General features: G+C 39.3%; 20 protein-coding genes. 2 read left to right on the top strand and 18 right to left on the bottom strand.

The genetic code is table 11. The annotated features are described in order from the left end of the window. Positions 1-18 precede the first annotated feature (18 nt). The 10 genes from pepB to trmJ all read right to left on the bottom strand — a co-directional run bounded on the left by pepB (position 19) and on the right by trmJ (position 8,036). On the bottom strand, positions 19-1,314 hold the full coding sequence (gene pepB / locus ACNARN_RS09410) for an aminopeptidase PepB (RefSeq protein ID WP_109370964.1): 1,296 nt from the start codon (positions 1,312-1,314) through the stop codon (positions 19-21). A 280-nt stretch (positions 1,315-1,594) separates the two neighbouring features. After that, complete coding sequence (iscX, locus tag ACNARN_RS09405) at positions 1,595-1,789, bottom strand: Fe-S cluster assembly protein IscX (RefSeq protein ID WP_006533441.1); 195 nt, start codon at positions 1,787-1,789, stop codon at positions 1,595-1,597. Positions 1,790-1,804: 15 nt separating this feature from the next. Further along, complete coding sequence (gene fdx / locus ACNARN_RS09400; protein WP_198619730.1) at positions 1,805-2,140, bottom strand: ISC system 2Fe-2S type ferredoxin; 336 nt, start codon at positions 2,138-2,140, stop codon at positions 1,805-1,807. 2 nt (positions 2,141-2,142) lie between these two features. After that, positions 2,143-3,993 (bottom strand): Fe-S protein assembly chaperone HscA, encoded by a 1,851-nt coding sequence (hscA, locus tag ACNARN_RS09395; RefSeq protein WP_416304395.1) that lies wholly within the window; start codon positions 3,991-3,993, stop codon positions 2,143-2,145. A gap of 11 nt (positions 3,994-4,004) precedes the next feature. Beyond that, positions 4,005-4,526 (bottom strand): co-chaperone HscB, encoded by a 522-nt coding sequence (gene hscB, locus ACNARN_RS09390; protein ID WP_100158400.1) that lies wholly within the window; start codon positions 4,524-4,526, stop codon positions 4,005-4,007. Positions 4,527-4,574: 48 nt separating this feature from the next. Beyond that, positions 4,575-4,898: an iron-sulfur cluster assembly protein IscA gene (gene iscA, locus ACNARN_RS09385; RefSeq protein ID WP_006533446.1), complete on the bottom strand. Its 324-nt coding sequence runs from the start codon at positions 4,896-4,898 to the stop codon at positions 4,575-4,577. A gap of 89 nt (positions 4,899-4,987) precedes the next feature. Continuing rightward, positions 4,988-5,374: a Fe-S cluster assembly scaffold IscU gene (gene iscU, locus ACNARN_RS09380; protein ID WP_006533447.1), complete on the bottom strand. Its 387-nt coding sequence runs from the start codon at positions 5,372-5,374 to the stop codon at positions 4,988-4,990. A 24-nt stretch (positions 5,375-5,398) separates the two neighbouring features. Beyond that, complete coding sequence (locus tag ACNARN_RS09375; RefSeq protein WP_100158398.1) at positions 5,399-6,613, bottom strand: IscS subfamily cysteine desulfurase; 1,215 nt, start codon at positions 6,611-6,613, stop codon at positions 5,399-5,401. Positions 6,614-6,681: 68 nt separating this feature from the next. Next, the gene (gene iscR, locus ACNARN_RS09370; protein ID WP_006533450.1) at positions 6,682-7,176 is read right to left on the bottom strand and encodes a Fe-S cluster assembly transcriptional regulator IscR; all 495 of its coding nucleotides are present in this window, start codon (positions 7,174-7,176) and stop codon (positions 6,682-6,684) included. A gap of 131 nt (positions 7,177-7,307) precedes the next feature. Further along, complete coding sequence (gene trmJ / locus ACNARN_RS09365; protein ID WP_109370966.1) at positions 7,308-8,036, bottom strand: tRNA (cytosine(32)/uridine(32)-2'-O)-methyltransferase TrmJ; 729 nt, start codon at positions 8,034-8,036, stop codon at positions 7,308-7,310. 124 nt (positions 8,037-8,160) lie between these two features. Here trmJ and suhB point away from each other — a divergent pair, with 124 nt between their 5' ends. Next, on the top strand, positions 8,161-8,964 hold the full coding sequence (suhB, locus tag ACNARN_RS09360; RefSeq protein ID WP_023581619.1) for an inositol-1-monophosphatase: 804 nt from the start codon (positions 8,161-8,163) through the stop codon (positions 8,962-8,964). A gap of 86 nt (positions 8,965-9,050) precedes the next feature. On the opposite strand, the gene ACNARN_RS09355 is transcribed toward suhB, so the two are convergent. Further along, positions 9,051-10,205, bottom strand: coding sequence for a 3-phenylpropionate MFS transporter (locus ACNARN_RS09355; protein ID WP_368887573.1), 1,155 nt, complete (start codon positions 10,203-10,205; stop codon positions 9,051-9,053). A gap of 92 nt (positions 10,206-10,297) precedes the next feature. Continuing rightward, the gene (gene glyA, locus ACNARN_RS09350) at positions 10,298-11,551 is read right to left on the bottom strand and encodes a serine hydroxymethyltransferase (RefSeq protein WP_088495048.1); all 1,254 of its coding nucleotides are present in this window, start codon (positions 11,549-11,551) and stop codon (positions 10,298-10,300) included. Between the two features lie 366 nt (positions 11,552-11,917). Here glyA and hmpA point away from each other — a divergent pair, with 366 nt between their 5' ends. Beyond that, complete coding sequence (gene hmpA, locus ACNARN_RS09345) at positions 11,918-13,117, top strand: NO-inducible flavohemoprotein (RefSeq protein ID WP_198619729.1); 1,200 nt, start codon at positions 11,918-11,920, stop codon at positions 13,115-13,117. Between the two features lie 95 nt (positions 13,118-13,212). Here hmpA and ACNARN_RS09340 read toward each other — a convergent pair whose 3' ends face one another. The 6 genes from ACNARN_RS09340 to ACNARN_RS09315 form a co-directional block, all read right to left on the bottom strand. Then, positions 13,213-13,860, bottom strand: coding sequence for a hypothetical protein (locus ACNARN_RS09340; protein ID WP_198619728.1), 648 nt, complete (start codon positions 13,858-13,860; stop codon positions 13,213-13,215). Between the two features lie 265 nt (positions 13,861-14,125). After that, on the bottom strand, positions 14,126-14,464 hold the full coding sequence (gene glnB / locus ACNARN_RS09335) for a nitrogen regulatory protein P-II (RefSeq protein WP_006533462.1): 339 nt from the start codon (positions 14,462-14,464) through the stop codon (positions 14,126-14,128). A gap of 15 nt (positions 14,465-14,479) precedes the next feature. Continuing rightward, positions 14,480-16,096, bottom strand: a complete 1,617-nt coding sequence (locus ACNARN_RS09330; RefSeq protein WP_416304394.1) for an NAD+ synthase — start codon at positions 16,094-16,096, stop codon at positions 14,480-14,482. Between the two features lie 73 nt (positions 16,097-16,169). Continuing rightward, on the bottom strand, positions 16,170-17,507 hold the full coding sequence (glrR, locus tag ACNARN_RS09325) for a two-component system response regulator GlrR (protein ID WP_023581612.1): 1,338 nt from the start codon (positions 17,505-17,507) through the stop codon (positions 16,170-16,172). 11 nt (positions 17,508-17,518) lie between these two features. Then, positions 17,519-18,562: a two-component system QseEF-associated lipoprotein QseG gene (qseG, locus tag ACNARN_RS09320; RefSeq protein WP_368927694.1), complete on the bottom strand. Its 1,044-nt coding sequence runs from the start codon at positions 18,560-18,562 to the stop codon at positions 17,519-17,521. Further along, entirely contained in the window at positions 18,562-20,010 is a 1,449-nt protein-coding gene (locus ACNARN_RS09315; RefSeq protein WP_196534119.1) for a sensor histidine kinase, read from the bottom strand. Before ACNARN_RS09315 ends, qseG begins: the two co-directional genes overlap by 1 nt. Positions 20,011-20,508 lie beyond the last annotated feature (498 nt).

Raw genomic sequence — 20,508 nt, 5'->3', positions numbered from 1 at the left:
CAAATCAAATAACGTTTATTATTTTGCTTTTGCTAATAACAGATTCGCGATAGAACGTACACCGTAACCCGTAGCACCTGCCGCCCATTGCTCTACAGAAGATTTTCTGTACGTTGCTGAACAGTCGATATGTACCCAACCTTTTTTGTAGTTAGTGACAAAGTGCGATAAGAATGCAGCCGCAGTACTTGCACCTGCAGTATGAGAAGGTGCTGCGATATTATTTAAATCAGCGAAGCTAGAAGGTAATTGACTACGATGGAAATCCGCTAATGGTAAACGCCAGAACAATTCATTTTCTTGTTCAGCGCTAGTCAGTAGCTCTGCTGCTAATTTATCATCAAAACTTAATACAGAGTGGTAGTCATTACCTACTGCAACTTTAGCTGCACCCGTTAATGTTGCTGCATCGATAATCAGCTCTGGTGCAATATTGCTTGCATCAATTAAACCATCAGCTAAAACTAAACGGCCTTCAGCATCTGTATTCATGATTTCAACTGATTTGCCATTACGGTAACGAATAATATCACCTAATTTAAAGGCATTACCGCTGACCATATTATCTGCGATGCAGAGCAGTAGTTTTACGCGTTTATTTAAACCACGAGTAACCGCTAATGCTAAAGCACCTGCTAAGGTTGCTGCACCACCCATATCGGCTTTCATTGAATTCATGGATGATGAAGGTTTGATGCTATAACCACCTGAGTCAAAAGTAATACCTTTGCCGACTAAACAAGCAAATACAGGGGCATTGCTATCTTTTGTTGGATTGAAATCTAATGCTAAATAGACAGGATCACGAGAAGAGCCTCGTCCTACTGTATAAATACCGGCATAGTTTTGATCGCGCAGATCAACACCTTTGGTGATCTTATAGCTAATATCTTCTTTATCAAGACCACAGAACAGATCAACTGTGCGTTGTGCTAGTTGTTCAGGCCCTAATTCTTCAGCTGGTGTATTGATGGTATCTCTAACCCAATCAACGATGCGAATACGTGATTCTAGTTCGTGTTTATCTGCATCCTTTAATTGTGGCCATTCGATTGAACGAGCGCCTTTAGGTGCTCTAAATCCTAACCAGAAAGCCCAACTACGTTCTAAATCCCAGCCTTCGCCAACAAGTGCAACATTACGAATACCTTGGCCATCAACTTTACGTCCACCACGCTGAATAGCGCCTAAACGGTTTTCTTCCGTTAAGTGGATTGTCATGCCGGTTTCGCTAGTGCTAATTAGTGCTTTTTCACCCCAACATGCAGCAGCAGGTTCATTTGACAGCATGATAGGCATAATTTGTTTATTCATTTATTGTCTCACTTATTATTACTGGTGGCAGTTAACCTATTCAGACTACCAGATATTTACCGTTTAGCGTGATCAATTTACTGCAAAAACAAAGAGGTCACCATTATCATCCAGTGATCTTACGTATTTACATGATATTCCTCGAAGAAGATCGCACAATAAAATCCCCATACTTCCCTCTTTATGGTTATTTTTAAATCACTGATAAAGCAAAGTGAGAAAGGCCATAATGCAAAAAGACCAGCAATAAGCTAGTCTTTTAAATTTACGATGTCAGCAATTATTCAAATTCATCAAGCCAAACAAGTAAAATAGCCTCAAGAATTTTTTCATTGGATTTCTGTGGATCATCATCAAAATCTTCTAAATCACAAATCCACTGATGCATATCAGTAAAGCGTACCGTTTTAGGATCAGTGTCAGGGTAAAGATCAAATAATGCTTCCCCTATTTCACGCGTGTCACTCCATTTCATGCTCGGCTCCTAAAATTAATGCTCTCTTGCGTGATTAATCGAATATTTAGGGATCTCAACAACTAAATCTTCGTCAGTCACTTTTGCTTGGCAACTCAAGCGACTTTCTGGCTCTAAACCCCATGCTTTATCTAACATGTCGTCTTCAAGCTCAGAGCTCTCTTCTAGTGAATCAAAACCTTCACGCACTACACAGTGACAAGTTGTACATGCACAAGACATTTCACAAGCATGTTCAATCTCAATGCCGTTGCGTAATGCAACATCTAGAATAGACTCACCTTCTGTTGCCTCAACAACAGCACCTTCAGGGCACAGTGTGCTATGGGGTAAAAATACAATTTTAGGCATAGTTATATCTCATCCACAGAATGACCTGCCAACGCTTGTCGAATAGATGAATCCATACGACGCGCTGCAAAATCCTGAGTTTGCTTATCCAGTAGTTTAATCGCGTTTTCAATAGCAACAGGATCTGTTCCTTCAACGCTCTCTATTAAGGTATCTACAACTTTGTCGATAGCCATTTTCTCATCTTCATTTAACAGATGAGCATCTTCTTCTAATGCTGCAGTTAAACTTTCTAACACGCGAGCTGCTTCGACTTTTTGCTCAGCTAGACGGCGAGCTTGTAAATCTTCTTGGGCATTTTCCATCGAAGATTGGATCATCTTAGCGATTTCAGTATCACTAAGACCATAAGACGGTTTGACTTGTACTGAGGCTTCAACACCCGTTGATTTTTCCATTGCACTGACACTGAGTAAACCATCAGCATCAACTTGGAAAGTGACACGAATATGTGCGCCACCCGCAGCCATTGGAGGAATTCCACGTAATGTGAAACGTGCTAAAGAACGACAATCACTCACCATTTCACGTTCACCTTGAACAACGTGAACACTCATTGCCGTTTGACCATCTTTGAATGTCGTAAATTCTTGCGCTCGGGCAACAGGAATAGTGGTATTGCGAGGGATCACTTTTTCAACTAATCCGCCCATTGTTTCAAGACCAAGAGAAAGTGGAATAACATCTAGCAATAGCATTTCGCTATCCGGTTTATTGCCCACCAAAATATCAGCTTGGATTGAAGCACCAATGGCAACCACTTTATCTGGATCGATAGAGGTTAACGGTTCTCGTTTAAAATAATCACCCACCATTTGACGAACTAATGGCACTCGTGTTGAACCACCAACCATAACCACTTCTAGAACTTCATCTATTTCAACATCCGCGTCTTTTAATGCGCGGCGAACAGATAATAATGTACGTTTCACTAATGATTGAATTAATGATTCAAACTCAGCACGAGTGATCTCACCTTTCCATCCATTAATGTTGATATCTGCAACATCGTTATCACTCAATGCAATTTTGGTTTCTGATGCAACATCTAGTAATTGACGTTGTAATACAGCATCTTTTTGATGTCCAAAACCAGCACGTTCTCTTATCCAGTCTGCCAGCATCATATCAAAATCATCGCCACCTAAGGCAGTATCACCGCCAGTCGCTAAGACTTCAAAAACGCCTTTAGTTAAACGCAGAACAGAGATATCAAAAGTACCACCACCTAAATCATAAACAACGATGGTGCCTTCTTTTCCTGAATCTAGACCATAAGCAATAGCTGCCGCTGTTGGTTCATTTAATAAACGTAGAATATGTAAACCCGCACGACGAGCCGCTTCTTTTGTGCCTTGACGTTGAGCATCATCAAAATAAGCAGGCACAGTAACAACAACACCATCAAGTTCGCCACCTAATGATTGTATCGCGCGCTCTGCTAATGTTTTTAATATGTCAGAGGAGACTTGGATAGGATCGACAATACCTGCTGCGGTTTTAATTAATGGCAGATCGTTGTCATTTTCATGAAAATGGTAAGGAAGGTTTGGATAACGGCTTGTCACATCACTCAGTGAGCGACCCACCATTCTTTTTATTGAGCTTATCGTGTTAGCAGGATCTTTTTCTGCTTCTTTTTTAGCATTCCAACCAACATTGATATTATCAACTTGATACTGCACAACAGATGGCAATAAATAGCGACCTTCGCTGTCTGAAAGCGCTTCGGCTTGCCCACTACGTACAGTGGCAACTAATGAGTGTGTCGTACCTAAATCAATACCCGCTGCAAGTCGGCGCTGGTGCGGTGCAGGCGTTTGACCCGGTTCACTAATTTGTAATAATGACATAACTATTTCCCTTAAAAACCATCAAACAAGCGTTCTTCAAGTTGCTCTACTTGCTCTTTTAATTTTGCGAGAAAACGCAATTTTCTCACATTATCTGCAGCAATATCCCAAGTTTGATTATCTAACGTTTTGACCATTTCATCATGGCGTACTGTGTACATTTTTTCTAAACGCGCAGAAAAATCGGCTAACAAACTTTCGGCTTCAGCACTGTGTTCGATGTTATCCAGCTCTTCACGTAATGTGAGTTGCTCCATTAAAAATGCAGTATCGTGCATCGTTTGTTGCTCATTAGCAATATCGATACCGTGTAATGAGAGCATGTATTCAGCTCTTGAGAGTGGATTTTTTAAGGTCTGATAAGCCTGATTGATGGTTGAAGCAAGCGAGATTGCTTGAGCCTGTTCTTTTTCAGACTGACCTGCAAAACGATCTGGGTGATATTGACGCTGCATATCTTGATAACGTGTAGCAAGTTGCTGTTTATCAATATCAAAACGATTAGGCATGCCTAATAGTGTGAAATAGTCCATACATCTACTCTTGGATTAATTAACGTTAATACTGTGTTTTAACACAAATTACACAGTGAAGCTCTCACCACAACCACACTCATTCGATACATTTGGGTTGTTAAATTTAAAGCCTTCGTTTAATCCTTCTTTGACGAAATCAAGCTCTGTTCCATCTAAATAGACCATGCTTTTACCATCAACGATAACTTTCACACCTTTGTCTTCAAAAACAGTATCTTCGTCATTGATGACATCAGCAAACTCAAGAACATAAGCCATTCCAGAACAACCAGATGTTCTTACGCCTAAACGCAAACCTTCACCTTTTCCACGATTAGATAAGAAAGAGCGAACTCGATTAGCGGCGGATTCTGTAAGGGAAATTGACATGGCACACCTCACTCATAAAGAACGAAAGCGGATACTGAAAAAAAGTTTCAGCATCCGCCAATATTTTATTTTTTTATTATAAAAGACAATTACTTGCCTTGGCGTTTGCTTTTATAGTCTGCAATCGCTGCTTTTATTGCATCTTCTGCAAGAATTGAACAGTGAATTTTCACTGGTGGTAATTCTAATTCTTCTGCAATTGCTGTGTTCTTAATAGATTCGGCTTCATCTAATGTTTTGCCTTTCATCCATTCTGTTACCAGTGAACTTGATGCAATTGCTGAACCACAACCATAAGTTTTAAAACGCGCATCTTCAATTACGCCATTATCGTCAACTTTGATTTGCAGTTTCATAACGTCACCACAAGCAGGTGCGCCAACCATACCACTCCCTACAGTAGGGTCATTATTATCAAATGATCCCACATTACGAGGGTTTTCATAATGATCAATTACTTTTTCGCTGTAAGCCATGATTTAACTCCTGAAAACGTCTGATTAATGGTGAGACCATTCGATGCTGTTGATATCAACACCTTGTTTATGCATATCCCAAAGTGGCGAAAGATCACGTAAGCGACCAATGGCACTGTGGATTTGTTCAATTGCATAATCTATTTCTTCTTCAGTGGTGAAACGACCCAGAGAGAAGCGAATAGAACTGTGTGCAAGTTCATCAGTTAAACCTAAAGCACGCAGTACATAAGAAGGTTCTAAACTAGCTGAAGTACAGGCAGAGCCTGAAGATACAGCAAGATCTTTCAGTGCCATCATTAATGATTCGCCTTCAACATAGTTGAAGCTCACATTAAGAATATTTGGCGCAGTATGTTCTAAAGAACCGTTGATATAAACTTCTTCGATATCTTTAATGCCATTCCATAAACGTAAACGTAATTCGTTTAAGCGTTTAGTTTCATCAGCCATTTCTTCTTTCAAAATACGGTAAGCTTCGCCCATACCTACAATTTGGTGAACGGCTAATGTACCTGAACGCATACCACGCTCATGTCCGCCACCATGCATTTGAGCTTCTAAACGAATGCGTGGTTTACGACGAACATAAAGCGCACCAATACCCATAGGGCCGTAAACTTTATGCGCAGAAAGAGAAAGTAAATCAACTTTTAACTTAGAGAGATCAATCGGTAGTTTACCCACGCTTTGTGTTGCATCTACGTGGTAAACAATACCTTTGCTACGGCATAATTCACCGATAGCAGCAATATCTTGAACAACACCAATTTCGTTATTTACATGCATGATAGAAACTAAAATAGTGTCTTCACGCATCGCTTCTTCAAGCTCTTTCAGGTCAATCAGACCATCACTTTTTGGTGCTAAATAAGTCACTTCAAAACCTTCACGCTCAAGTTGACGACAAGTGTCTAAAATGGCTTTATGTTCAGTTTTTGAAGTGATGATGTGCTTACCTTTTTTCTGGTAAAAGTTAGCAACACCTTTTAGTGCGAGGTTATCAGCTTCAGTTGCGCCTGATGTGAATACAATTTCACGAGGATCTGCACCGATTAAATCAGCAATCTGATTACGTGCAATATCGATAGCTTCTTCTGCTTGCCAACCAAAACGGTGTGAACGAGAGGCTGGGTTACCAAAAATGCCATCAATAGTCAGGCATTGCATCATTTTTTCAGCAACTCGTGGATCAACGGGAGTGGTTGCTGAATAATCTAGATAAATGGGTAATTTCATTGCTCACTAACTCCAAAGACGACGGATCTTCTTTAATAATTTTGTTTTTGCCTACCTAGAGATCGCCGTTAAACTCGCATATTAACAATGGTTTCTTGTAAACGACCATTGATAGCATGGCGTTTTTCATTGTCTTGACGATCGGCGACATCCATAACCTCTTCGTTATTGACTAACTCTTCAAGGCTGATACTGCTTAGGAAACTGGTTATACGATCACTTAAATCACGCCACAAAGTATGAGTCAGGCAACGATCGCCACCTTGACAACCTTCTTTGTTACCCTGACAACGGGTAGCATCGACAGATTCATCAACCGCAGAAATAACTTGAGCAACAAAAATTTGCCCTGCATCACGACCTAATAAATAGCCGCCACCAGGACCACGAACACTTGCGACTAATTCATTTTTGCGCAAACGTGAGAAAAGCTGCTCAAGATAAGAAAGGGAAATCCCTTGACGCTCTGAAATATCAGCGAGGGGGACAGGGCCTTGCTGTGAATGCAATGCAACATCAAGCATTGCAGTAACTGCGTAACGCCCTTTTGATGTCAGTCTCATAACAAATACTCCGTGGTGAACAATAATCAAATTGTGTCATTCCCGAGTAATTTAGTCAACTATTTATCCGAGTGTTTTAGTCAAGTATTATACTCAGCCCAAAGTTGACTTAAGTTAATCAACTTTGCCCTCTATTTCTTAGCCCATTTCTCAACTGACGTCAGAATACCACGTAAGATATGAAGCTCTTGTGTTTCTGGGCGCGCACGCGTAAATAGACGGCGTAAACGGCTCATCACTTGTCCCGGATGTTTAGGGCGAATAAAGCCAGATTCATTAAGCACCTGTTCTAAGTGAACGTAAAAACGTTCTATATCATCAGCTGGTGGATAATCAATCTCTGATGGGTTATTTTCCTCTTGTTTTTCTTCTTGGGCAAGTGCTGCCATACGAATTTCATAACTAACAAGCTGAACAGCCATTGCTAAATTTAAAGAACCATATTCTGGATTAGTCGGAACATACAGATGAAAATCACATTTTTGTAATTCTTCATTGGTTAAACCTGTGCGTTCACGACCAAAAATAATAGCAACAGGCTTATTTTTAGCTTCCATGACACAGCGCTCACCACATTCACGCGGTGCAAGCATTGGCCAAGAAAGTGTACGGCTACGGGCACTTGTTCCTATGACTAAACCACAGCCTTCAATCGCTTCATCGATACTATTAACAATATGTGCATTGCCAATAACATCACTTGCACCCGCGGATAGGGCAATAGAATGCGAATCTGGTTTTTCTTTTGGATTAACAAAATAAAGATTGGTTAATCCCATAGTTTTCATAGCTCGAGCTGTAGAGCCCATATTGCCTGTATGCGAGGTTTCTACAAGGATGATGCGAATATTTTCTAACATTGATTTCTTGTTAATTGCTTTGTGATCTATCTATTTTATCACAATTGTAGCCAGAAACACGAATGCCTGTTATACTCTGGCACGTTTTTTATCCCCGTTCTTTAACATCTTGTGGAAGATAACCATGCATCCGATGCTGAATATTGCCATACGTGCCGCACGTAAGGCTGGTAATTTAATCGCCAAAAATTACGAAAATCCTGAATCTGTAGAAACTAATCAGAAAGGTACCAATGATTTTGTCACTAACGTTGACCGTGACGCAGAACAAGCAATCATTGAAATCATCCGTAAATCTTATCCCAAACACACCATTATTACGGAAGAAAGTGGCGAGTTACTCGGTGAAGATCACGACATACAATGGGTTATTGATCCACTTGATGGCACGACTAACTTCATTAAACGTCTTCCACACTTCTCTGTTTCTATTGCTGTACGCATTAAAGGCCGTACTGAAGTGGCTGTTGTTTACGATCCTATGCGTAACGAATTATTCTCAGCCGTTCGTGGTCAAGGCGCACAATTAAATGGTTATCGTCTGCGTGGCTCTAATGCTCGCGATTTAGACGGTGCTGTTCTTGCGACTGGTTTTCCATTCAAAAGCAAGCAACATTCAGCTGCTTACATGAACATGTTAGGCAAACTGTTTGTACCTTGTGCTGATTTCCGTCGCACAGGCTCAGCGGCATTAGATTTAGCTTATGTTGCCGCAGGTCGTGTTGATGGTTTCTTTGAGATTGGCTTAAAACCTTGGGATTTCTTAGGTGGCGAATTAATCGCTCGTGAAGCAGGTGCTATCGTTTCTGACTTTACAGGTAACCATGGCTACCTACAAACAGGTAATATTGTTGCAGGTAACCCTCGTGTTGTCAGAGCATTATTAGCTGAAATTCGTAGCGAATTAACAGATGCATTAAAACGTTAATTTCGTTGATACGAATAAAAAATATAAACGAAAAAGACCATAATATTATGGTCTTTTTTATTGCACTTTTTCTTATGTAGAACAAGTTAACTATTTTGAGGTTTAACTTGAGGTCTTATAAACATCGCAGGAATAGTTAATGCCGCCATTAACCAGAAAATTAATGATTCTTGATTTGGCAGTTTCTCATATAGCCAACCTGATACTATCGTCATAATCGCAATACTTCCTCCCATTGCTAAAGCAGAATAAACGGCTTGCAGGCGAATAATTTCATGCTCTTGACGCGCACTAATAAAGCGCATAGCGGCTAAATGGCACACTGTAAACGTACCACTATGTAAGATTTGAACAACAATAAGCGCGGGTAATGCGGTAAAACTCCCCATTAATCCCCAACGTAAAAATCCAGCAAAAGCAGAAAGCAAAAGTAAATTTCTTGCGCTCCAACGACGGAATAAACGATGGCTCAGCATAAAAACAACTACCTCTGAAACCACACCTAATGACCAAAGATAGCCGATTGTTGCAGTGTCATACCCTGCTTTTTCCCAATAAAGTGCGCTAAAACCGTAATAAGCTGCGTGTGCGCCTTGCAGTAAAGAGACACATAACAGAAAACGCCAAACTGGCCCATCTGAAATGAGTTTCATAAAGGACACATTGCTGTGTTCTGCTTTTTTTACTTTACCCTGTGGCATAATTTTAGGGCGGAGCATAGATGTCAGGAATAGAGCAAAAGTACTGGCAATCAATCCATAAAGAATAATGGGATGCCCAAAAGCATCAATTAAAACACCTAGCAATGATGAGCTAATAATAAAAGCGATTGAACCCCAAACGCGAATTTTTCCATAATCAAAAGGAAACTGTTTTTGCCACGTTCCCGCTAGGGAATCCCCTAAAGGCACCATTGGTGAAAAGAAAACGTTAAATCCTGTCATTACAAAGAATAACCATGCCCAATGGCTACCCATCATAAATGCAACAGTAAAAAGTAATGAGAGAAAAGCAAATAATCTCAATGCAGTGATAAGTTTTGACGGATCCTTTACCGCAGGCGTTAAAATTAGGCTACCAACAAAACGTGCAGTTAAACCTACACCTAATAACAGACCTATCATTGCCGGATCGACACCCTCTCCTTTTAGCCATATGGACCAAAAAGGTAAAAAAATGCCGTATGAAAAGAAATAAGTAAAATAATCTAAGGCAAGCCACAATGTTGATGGAATAACCATCCAATCCCCCATTTTTAAGATGCAAAAAAACCCGCCAAGAACAAGTTCTCGAAGCGGGCTTGTACAACGGGTTTTATTATATCGTTACAAACTTATGCGTAAACTGGAAATTTAGCGCAGATATCCAAGACTTTTTGTTTCACTTTCTCAATGTTCGCTTCATCATTGATATTATCAAGGACATCACACATCCAACCGGCTAATTCACGAGCTTCCGCTTCTTTAAAACCACGACGTGTAATCGCTGGAGAACCGATACGAACACCAGAAGTGACAAATGGGCTACGTGGATCATTTGGTACGCTGTTTTTGTTAACAGTGATATTTGCACGACCCAGTGCAGCATCTGCATCTTTACCTGTAATATCTTTATCGACTAAATCTAATAAAAACAGGTGGTTTTCAGTTCCGCCAGACACTACTTTATAACCGCGATCTAAGAAAACTTCTACCATTGCTTTCGAGTTTTTCGCAACTTGTTGCTGATAAACTTTAAATTCTGGCTCCATAGCTTCTTTTAATGCAACCGCTTTACCTGCAATAACATGCATTAAAGGGCCACCTTGAGAGCCAGGGAATACAGCAGAGTTCAGTTTTTTATAAAACTCTTCGTCGCCACCTTTAGCAAGGATAAGACCACCACGTGGACCCGCTAAAGTTTTGTGGGTTGTTGTTGTAACAACATGTGCATGAGGAACTGGGTTAGGATAAACACCCGCTGCAACCATACCTGCTACGTGTGCCATATCAACAAATAAGAATGCACCAATGCTATCTGCAATTTCGCGCATTTTAGCCCAATCAACCAGACCAGAATAAGCAGAGAAACCACCGATGATCATTTTTGGTTGATGTTTTTTAGCCTGAATAGCGATATCTTCGTAATCAATTTTACCTGATTCATCAATACCATAAGGTACGATATTATACAGTTTACCAGAAAAGTTAACTGGTGAACCATGAGTTAAGTGACCGCCTTGCGCTAGGTTCATACCTAAAACGGTATCACCTGGTTTTAATAATGCCATATAGACAGCGGCATTCGCTTGAGAGCCTGAGTGAGGCTGTACGTTAGCGTAATCTGCACCAAATAATGCTTTTGCACGATCGATAGCCAGTTGCTCTACAACATCCACATACTCACAACCACCGTAGTAACGTTTACCCGGATAGCCTTCAGCATATTTATTTGTCAGCTGAGATCCCTGCGCCTGCATAACACGAGGGCTGGTATAGTTTTCAGAAGCAATAAGTTCGATGTGCTCTTCTTGACGAGTCACTTCACCTTCCATTGCATTCCATAATTCTGGATCGTAATCAGCAATATTCATTTCACGTTTTAACATTCACATCTCCTGACTCAGCTAACTTCACTAAAGACAAACTCCCATGCGGGAGAAAGAATGGCATACAGTGTAAACTCTTTTTCTTCATTGAGATAGCCCCTAATGAAAAAATACGCAATCGTTTGCCATCCAACTATAACAGCATATTATTACTTTTTAACAACCTCATTTTATCCTGTACTTATTCCTCTTTTTGAGGTGCATCTCGCCTTATTTTGCAAACACCCCGCATCATTCTCTAAGAATTGAGATTTTTTGTTAAAAAATAAAAACAGAGATTTACAAAATACTCAAAAAGAGATAAGTTGCATATAAAATGCAATTTATAAAAATTCACAATAAACTGAAAATTTTTCAGGAGCAATTATGTTAGATGCACAAACTATCGCGACAATTAAATCAACAATTCCCCTCATTGCTAAAACAGGTCCTGCGTTAACTGCCCATTTTTATGATCGAATGTTTTCTCGCCACCCAGAATTAAAAGATATTTTCACCATGAGCCATCAAAGCAGTGGTGCGCAACGTGAAGCCTTATTTAATGCAATATGCGCTTATGCGACGAATATTGAAAACTTAGCTACTATTTTGCCTGCCGTTGAAAAAATTGCACAAAAACACACCAGTTTAAATATTCTTCCTGAACACTATCCCATCGTCGGTGAAAATTTATTAGCAACAATTGATGAGATGTTTAGTCCTGGGCAAGAAGTGCTAGATGCTTGGGGGGAGGCTTATCAAATATTGGCTGATGTCTTTATCAATCGCGAAGAACAAATTTATCAACAAAAAGAACAAACAAATGGTGGTTGGAGAGGATTACGAAACTTTAAAGTTAAACATAAAGTAAAACAAAGTGATGTAATTACCAGTTTTGAATTAGAGCCTGAAGATGGACTTGCGGTTACTCCTTATCAAGCAGGGCAATATTTAAGCCTTTATATCCGTGATGAACATCTTGAAAACCAAGAAATACGTCAATATTCATTAACTCACTCTTCAAATAATAAAACCTATCGCATCGCAGTAAAACGCGAAGATAAAGGTATTTTATCGAATTTTCTGCATGACCATATTCAAGAAGGTGATACTTTACACGTCGCCGCACCAGGGGGCGATTTCTATTTAGATGTGTCACCAACAACACCTGTAACCTTAATTTCAGCAGGTGTGGGTTTAACGCCAATGCTATCTATGTTACACACACTTTCAGCTCATAAAGCTAATATCAATTGGTTACATGCGGCTGAACATGGTGGTGTTCATGCTTTTAAAGATGAAGTTAATCAAGTCGGCAATCAACTTTCACATTATCAACAAGCGATATGGTATCGCACGCCACGAGCGGAAGACGTGCAAAATAAAGATTATCAATTCGAAGGCTTAATGACATTAAAACAAGTTGAAGATTGGTTAACTATTCCTGATATGCATTTCTATTTTTGTGGCCCTTTACCTTTTATGCAATCTGTTGCTAAGCAACTTATTGAATTAGGTATTAATAGTGACAAACTTCATTATGAATGTTTTGGTCCTCATGCTGTTATTACACAAGATTTACAGTAAAAATACTTTCATTAAAGTTCGATTTTAAATTGAATAAAAAAAACGCTGATAGAGTTATATTTATCGGCGTTTTTATTAGCTATTTCACTGCCTTTTTATGATCGATATTTATTTTCAATCGCCGCAGGAATAACATGCTCTTTAGCAGAAAGACCGTACCAAATAACACTAATTAAACAGAGCGTATAACCAAATAATTCACTGCCCTCTTCCACCATGTTTTTAACAGCACGGTTATAATCCTCACCCAATAATTTATGCCAAAGTATTCCCATGCCAAATAAACGAGAGAACAGTAAAACACATAATAGACCAGCAACTAACATTCCATGGCTTGGATGAGTAATAAAGTGAATTAAGCCTTTTAACGTTCTTTTGCCTTCTCTAATTGCAATAGCAATACAAATAAACGTAACCGTTAGAGCAAACCAAACCCAAGAGCCGTGTGCAATCTGATCAAATACACCATCTAACTCACGAATTAAAATACATAGAAAAAAGCCCAGAATAAGTGTGAATGCTCCCTGTTGTTCACATCCTTGGCACGCTTTAACGAAAAAGAATAAACAGATAATGGCAACGATAATTTCTTGACCTAATTCAGTTACCGACGTTTCAGAAATACCATTATCAAGAACCAAAATATCAAGAAAAATAAATCCCGTAGTGATAGCGATTAACACTGCTGCACATAAAAATAAAGCGAGACGCTTTAATAAATAATTAAACACTATTTTGCCCATACCTTAATGATTTTTTAATATTGATGATAATAACTTTCCTTAAAAGTTATTGAATAACATTTTGTGCCTTAAAGTTTATAAAAAATAGTAAAATAAATTGCTCAGTATCATCAATAGACTTGTATAAGATATAAATAGCATTATAGGCAAAACATTAAAAAATTAATTATGCGCAAAAAAAGAAAAAGCCCGATATCTTGATTAAAAAATATCGGGCTTTAATAAAAATGAAAAATATAATTATTTGGCTTAAATTAATTAATAACTAAATAGCCTCTTCGTCTTGTTCGCCAGTACGAATACGAATAACGCGATTCACATCAAAGACAAAAATCTTACCATCACCAATTTTACCTGTTTGTGCCGTTGTCATAATTGTATCTACACAGGTTTCAACAATTTCATCAGAGACAACAATTTCAATCTTCACTTTAGGTAAAAAATCGACCATGTATTCAGCACCGCGGTAAAGCTCAGTATGCCCTTTTTGGCGACCAAAGCCTTTCACTTCTGTTACAGTCATTCCCGTGATACCCACTTCGCCGAGCGCTTCTCTTACATCATCTAATTTAAACGGCTTAATTATCGCTTCAATTTTTTTCATCGTATTATCCTGCTATTACCAGTTGTGGCGACCAAAACCGCTTGTAATTGGGTATCTGCGATCTTTACCAAAATTACGACTTGTAATACGTGGCCCTACAGGGGCTTGACGTCGCTTGTATTCATTAATATCGACTAATTTTATCACTTTACGGACTGTCGCTTCATCAAATCCTGCTGCAACTAAATCAAATACAGATTTATCTTGCTCAACATAACCTTCAAGAATAGCATCCAGAATGTCATAAGGAGGTAAATTATCTTGGTCTGTTTGCCCCGGTGCAAGTTCTGCTGATGGTGGTCTATCAATAACACGCTGAGGAATAGCAGGTGAAAGTGTATTACGATATTTAGAAAGCTCGAAAACTAATGTTTTAGGTACATCTTTTAGTACATCAAAACCACCCGCCATATCGCCATACAATGTGGAATACCCCACTGCTGATTCACTTTTATTGCTTGTGGTTAACACTAAACGACGGCGTTTATTCGACATTGCCATCAAAATAACAGCGCGGCAACGTGCTTGTAGATTTTCTTCTGTGGTATCTGCGGCAGTATCTTTAAACATAGGCGCAAGCTGAGCCATAAAAGCATCAAACATAGGTTCAATAGAAACCGTATCAAACTCAACACCTAATAAATCAGCCTGTTCTTTTGCGTCATGAATGCTCATTTCTGAAGTATAACGAAATGGCATCATAACAGCCTGAACACTCTCTTTGCCTAAGGCATCAGCTGCGATAGCAACTGTTAGTCCAGAGTCAATACCACCAGATAACCCTAGAATTGCCCCTTTAAAGCCGTTTTTAATTACATAATCACGCGTTGCAAGCACTAACGCTTGATAAACTTGCGCTAAAGGCGAAAGTTCCGGAGCAGGATCTGCCATCGGAATAATATTTAATTCATCGAACTCAACGATAGTGGTTTGTTCATCAAATGCAGCTAGACGATGCGTAATAGTACCGCGTTCATCAAATACTTTTGAACAACCATCAAATACCAACTCATCTTGGCCACCAATTTGGTTAAGATAAATCACGGGAAGATGTGTTCTTTGGCAATGTTCTTTAATTAGCTGTGTACGAACATGAGGTTTTTCACGGTTATAAGGTGATGCATTAATAGATAAAACAAGATCAGCACCCGCTTGTTTTAATGCATCGATAGGTTCATTGATCCAGATATCTTCACAAATTAACAAGCCTAAGTGGTAACCTTTAAATGGCACCACACAGCGCTCATTTCCTTGTTGGAAATAACGCTTTTCATCAAACACACCATAATTAGGCAATTGCTGTTTGAAATAACGCGCTTGTAATTCACCTTTATAGAAAAATGAAAGTGCGTTGTAAATTTTGCCGTTTTGCCACCAAGGATGCCCAACAACAATCGCCGTTTTTTTACTTGCTTGTTCTAAACGCGTAAGTTGTGTTTCACAACGCTGTTGGAAATCAGGACGAAATAGCAGATCTTCAGGAGAGTAACCGCATAAAGCCAACTCAGAAAACATGACCAAATCGGTATCTTCTTGTGCTTTTACGGTAGATAACATGCGTTCGCAGTTACCTTCAATATCGCCAACAACCCAATTAAGTTGAGCCATGGTGAGTTTTAGTTTACGACTCATAAAAATTAGTCTCTCCGCTATCTTCCGCATAAAAGGAAAGTTAGTTTAAAAATATATTCGTTATCTGAAAAGGTTATTCTTTAAAATCATTCGCATCTAGCTCATGACGAGATAACAATTTATAAAACTCAGTTCGATTGCGCCCAGCCATACGTGCGGCTTGGGTCACATTGCCTTTTGTCATTTGCAAAAGCTTTCTCAAATAGGTCATTTCAAAATGCCCTCTCGCTTCTGCAAATGTGGGCAGTGCCGTATTTTCACCTTGTAATGCCTGTGTTACAAGCGCTTCACTGATCACAGGTGCTGTTGTTAACGCAACACATTGCTCAATAACGTTAACCAATTGACGCACATTACCCGGCCAACTTGCTGTCATTAAGCATTTCATCGCATCGGTTGAAAAACTTCGAACAAAAGGTTTATGGCGTTTAGCAGACTCTCTCAATAAGTGATTAGCAAGAATAGGAATATCTTCTGCTCTCTCACTTAATGTCGGAATACGTAAGTTAACCACATTTAAACGATAGAACAGATCTTCTCGAAATTCATTACGTTCCATCGCTTTAGGTAAATCACGATGCGTTGCAGAAAGAATTCGTACATCAATATCAATATCGCGATTACTGCCTAATGGGCGAACTTTTCGCTCTTGTAAAACACGTAATAACTTAACTTGCAATGCCATTGGCATATCGCCAATCTCATCTAAAAATAATGTGCCGCCTTCAGCTGCCTGAAATAGACCTTCACGGCTACTCACCGCGCCTGTAAAAGCGCCTTTCGCATGGCCAAATAATTCAGACTCTAGAAGTTGCTCAGGTAAAGCACCACAGTTAATGGCAATAAAAGGTTTTTTCGCTCTAGGGCTTGCGCGATGGATAGCTTGGGCAAGGACTTCTTTACCCGTACCACTTTGGCCATTGATAAGTACACTGACATCAGATTGGGCGACTAGCTTTGCTTGCTCTAATAAACGTAGCATTTGCGGGCTACGTGTCACGATATCTTTTGACCACTCTTCATCTGAAACAATAGTCACAAGCTCAAGTGCTTCATCAATCGCTTTATAAAGTGCGTCTCTATCAACGGGTTTGGTTAAAAAGCTAAATACGCCTTGCTGTGTTGCGGCCACTGCATCAGGAATAGAGCCATGAGCCGTAAGAATGATAACGGGCATGCCCGGCTGCTGACGTTGTATTTCAGCAAACAGCGCCATACCATCCATTTCATCCATTCGGAGATCACTAATAACAAGGTCTATTTTTTCTTTTAAGAGAAGTTTTAGTGCTTCTTGTCCACTTTCAGCGGTGAAGATATGAAAACCCTCACTTGTTAATCGCATACCAAGTAACTTTAATAACCCAGGATCGTCATCGACAAGTAAAAGATTTGCTGATTTATGGCCAGCCATGCACATTCTCCTTATTTAGAACCTGCTTCAGTCGGTTTTGAGCCTTGTGTGTCAGTATCTGTTTTGACAGGTTCTGGTTTTACCGCCTCAGTTTTCGTAGATTCGGTTTTTGTAGATTCTGGTTTGGAAGGCTCTGGTTTAACCACTATTGCAGGCGGTTGTTTTTCCTCACCTTTTGACTTCTCTGTTATCGATTGCGTCGAAACGGGTTTTTCATTCGTTTTTTCAACGGCTGGTTTTTCAGCAGCAGGTTTCTCTGCATTCACTTTTTCTGTTTCCGTTACGCTCTCAGCTAAATCTTCATTTTGCGATAGCGAATCAACAGAGCCACTCTGTTTTCTATTCGATAACTGCCGTTCAATTTGGGTAAGACTTTCAAGCTTTTTCAGGGTGAGACTCAGTTCATGCTGTAACGCATTATTCTCTTTTCTTAGTGCATCAATTCTATTATCTGTATCTGTGATTAAACGGCGATAACGACTCTTTTCTTCTGCTAAAGAGAGAATAAGCGTTTGGTTCTCAATCCATGTTGATAATAGAACTCGCATAGAACTTGGAAATTGTAATTGATAGCTTTCTAATAATACTAATTGTGTTCGACGATCGGCAATCGTCATTCCAGCACGCTCTAATAGAATACTTTTATAAAATGCATCATCCCAACCAGTGACGACAACACTGCTGGCTTGGCGTTGTGCTTCGGTCGTCATTATGCGGTTTGTACATTCAATGGCACGTAACCAATAAAGCGCGTTATTGATGCCTTCATCATAAAATGAGCTTAATGTTTTACATTCAGCCCAACGATAATCAATCGTTTTTTGCTTAACAACGGGGATTTCTGGCTCAGGCTCTTGTGTCTCAGTGAGCGACTTTGGTGTACACCCTGAAAGAACCAGTGGAAACATAATAAACAAGAAACACTGCTTCCAATTTAATGCAATTTTTCTAGTTGATGCAGGGGCCATAGATAACAATTCAATACCAAGCATCTTCTTATTTATTTTTTTATACTCATGATGAGGAGATGCTTGTTTTTGTGACCTGATTTGCATTATTTAATCTCAGAAAGTAGCGGTAATTCAATACGAAAACAGACATCGGCATAGTCAGAAGGAACAACACTTAGTTCACCTTCCATTCTTTTGATACAGTCATGAGCAATACTTAAACCTAAACCACTTCCTTTGACAGCCCCTTTGCGTAGCAAAGATCCTTGGAAAAAGGGTTCAAAAATCATTTTTTGTTCAGATTCAGGAATAGGTGTTCCTTTATTGGCTATATCAATAACTATTTTCTGTTCAACTTGATAACTAGAGATCCAGATATTACCTGATTCAGCACCATAGTGCACCGCATTCGAGTAGAGATTGTCGATAACTCGCGATAATAACGTCGCTTCTGCTCGACATGTGGTTAGATTAAGTGAAATTATCGTTTTAATATCTTTTGCTCTCGCGGGTAAACTGTGGGCTAATACCACATCATTTACTAAATCAGTCAAGTTAATTTCTTCGATTTGTTGAGGAACTTCAGAAAGTTTGCGATTGTAATCAAGTAGTTGTTCAATTAATAACTGTAACTGCTTACTGCTATTATCGAGAATTGAAACGACTTCTTTTTGATCAAGAGTTAAAGGGCCCGCAACTTCATCAGCTAATAATTCCGTACCTTCTCGCATACTCGCTAACGGTGTTTTTAACTCATGAGAAATATGACGCAAAAATTCATGTCGTTGTGACTCAAGCCATGCTAAACGCTCACTTAACCAAATAATACGTTGTGCTAATGAACGAAGTTCTCGTGGCCCTTGAAAAGTATCTAAATTATTACTCAGTGTTCGACCTTCACCTAATCGATTGATCATCTTCTCAATCCCTTTAACAGGGCCAATAATCATTCGAGTAAATAGCGCAATGAGGATCAAACTGAAAACAAAAACGATAAGACTTTGCCAACCAAAATAGCGCCCTTTCTCAGCGATTGCCATTTGAAGTTGTTCACCACGGCTAAAAATAATCTCTTTAGTTAATACAACGATACGGTTATTGGCATAAGAGAATTGCTCTAAAGCTTGTTGCATCTCTTTTGTGGGTTCACTGCTTTCACATTGAATCGATTTTAGTTTTTCAAGTGAGGTATTAAGTACATCGGCTTCTTTAGATGCCGAAAGAGGAATAATGGTTTGCTGTAATGTTGAGAAGAGTTTGGTGTATTGCTGGTAGCGTTGCTGATACATATCATCATCAGTTTTATCTCTTAAAACACAATACCGACGATAGTTTCCTTCCATTTCAATCGCAAGATTTCGCATTACTTCACTGCGTTCAGTATCTGCGAGTGCATTTTTATTGGTAATAGCAGCCTGATTACTTAATTGATCGAGACTTTGATAAGCCTGATAAGCAAGCACAAGTAAAGGTAATAGCACCATCCAAAATGCCATTATCACGAGCTGTCTTAAAGAACGGGGGAAAACACGCCACTTTTTCAATGAAATCATCTCAACACCTATTAGAGTAATGCGATGCTACATGACTTGATAACAAGAAAAAAGTCCGACATTGGGAAAATTAGGTAAGAGAACAAACACAAACGAGGAAATGCGACAGGCTCTAGAAGTGGGAGAGCGGAATATCTTATTGAGATATTCCGCTCGTCAATATTTCATCTCTTTTTTCTCTAAAAGAGAATGAAGGTGGTGCCTCACTCCACGTGTCGCCCTGTGTTTGATAAGGTCCGAAGACGAGTATCATGGTGTTGGACGGTAGGCACCTTACTCTGGCGTCATTCCTGGCTTATGTGGTATGTTCCCACCCATATTGTGGACCGACATAAAAAGTTGAATGAGCAACTGATTTATATAATGCACAAGGCGTGCCAACTTTTCAAAGAATCTTCTAACAAACTGAAAATAAACAAAAAATAAAAATACCTCTCTGATATTTTATTTATAACTCTTTTTTATCTAGTTATAAAACAACCAAGCTGTCTCCATATC

The sequence above is a fragment of the Proteus sp. TSJ240517 genome, from assembly GCF_047921575.1.
Lineage (GTDB): Bacteria > Pseudomonadota > Gammaproteobacteria > Enterobacterales > Enterobacteriaceae > Proteus.
Note: the sequence above shows the minus strand (reverse complement) of the source record. Positions and strands in the feature narration are given on the sequence as shown.

Excerpts from the sequence above, each read along its gene's own strand:
- pepB (WP_109370964.1), bottom strand. The coding sequence starts at position 1,314 with ATGAATAAACAAATTATGCCTATCATGCTGTCAAATGAACCTGCTGCT.
- iscX (WP_006533441.1), bottom strand. The coding sequence starts at position 1,789 with ATGAAATGGAGTGACACGCGTGAAATAGGGGAAGCATTATTTGATCTT.
- fdx (WP_198619730.1), bottom strand. The coding sequence starts at position 2,140 with ATGCCTAAAATTGTATTTTTACCCCATAGCACACTGTGCCCTGAAGGT.
- hscA (WP_416304395.1), bottom strand. The coding sequence starts at position 3,993 with ATGTCATTATTACAAATTAGTGAACCGGGTCAAACGCCTGCACCGCAC.
- hscB (WP_100158400.1), bottom strand. The coding sequence starts at position 4,526 with ATGGACTATTTCACACTATTAGGCATGCCTAATCGTTTTGATATTGAT.
- iscA (WP_006533446.1), bottom strand. The coding sequence starts at position 4,898 with ATGTCAATTTCCCTTACAGAATCCGCCGCTAATCGAGTTCGCTCTTTC.
- iscU (WP_006533447.1), bottom strand. The coding sequence starts at position 5,374 with ATGGCTTACAGCGAAAAAGTAATTGATCATTATGAAAACCCTCGTAAT.
- ACNARN_RS09375 (WP_100158398.1), bottom strand. The coding sequence starts at position 6,613 with ATGAAATTACCCATTTATCTAGATTATTCAGCAACCACTCCCGTTGAT.
- iscR (WP_006533450.1), bottom strand. The coding sequence starts at position 7,176 with ATGAGACTGACATCAAAAGGGCGTTACGCAGTTACTGCAATGCTTGAT.
- trmJ (WP_109370966.1), bottom strand. The coding sequence starts at position 8,036 with ATGTTAGAAAATATTCGCATCATCCTTGTAGAAACCTCGCATACAGGC.
- suhB (WP_023581619.1), top strand. The coding sequence starts at position 8,161 with ATGCATCCGATGCTGAATATTGCCATACGTGCCGCACGTAAGGCTGGT.
- ACNARN_RS09355 (WP_368887573.1), bottom strand. The coding sequence starts at position 10,205 with ATGGTTATTCCATCAACATTGTGGCTTGCCTTAGATTATTTTACTTAT.
- glyA (WP_088495048.1), bottom strand. The coding sequence starts at position 11,551 with ATGTTAAAACGTGAAATGAATATTGCTGATTACGATCCAGAATTATGG.
- hmpA (WP_198619729.1), top strand. The coding sequence starts at position 11,918 with ATGTTAGATGCACAAACTATCGCGACAATTAAATCAACAATTCCCCTC.
- ACNARN_RS09340 (WP_198619728.1), bottom strand. The coding sequence starts at position 13,860 with ATGGGCAAAATAGTGTTTAATTATTTATTAAAGCGTCTCGCTTTATTT.
- glnB (WP_006533462.1), bottom strand. The coding sequence starts at position 14,464 with ATGAAAAAAATTGAAGCGATAATTAAGCCGTTTAAATTAGATGATGTA.
- ACNARN_RS09330 (WP_416304394.1), bottom strand. The coding sequence starts at position 16,096 with ATGAGTCGTAAACTAAAACTCACCATGGCTCAACTTAATTGGGTTGTT.
- glrR (WP_023581612.1), bottom strand. The coding sequence starts at position 17,507 with ATGGCTGGCCATAAATCAGCAAATCTTTTACTTGTCGATGACGATCCT.
- qseG (WP_368927694.1), bottom strand. The coding sequence starts at position 18,562 with ATGCAAATCAGGTCACAAAAACAAGCATCTCCTCATCATGAGTATAAA.
- ACNARN_RS09315 (WP_196534119.1), bottom strand. The coding sequence starts at position 20,010 with ATGATTTCATTGAAAAAGTGGCGTGTTTTCCCCCGTTCTTTAAGACAG.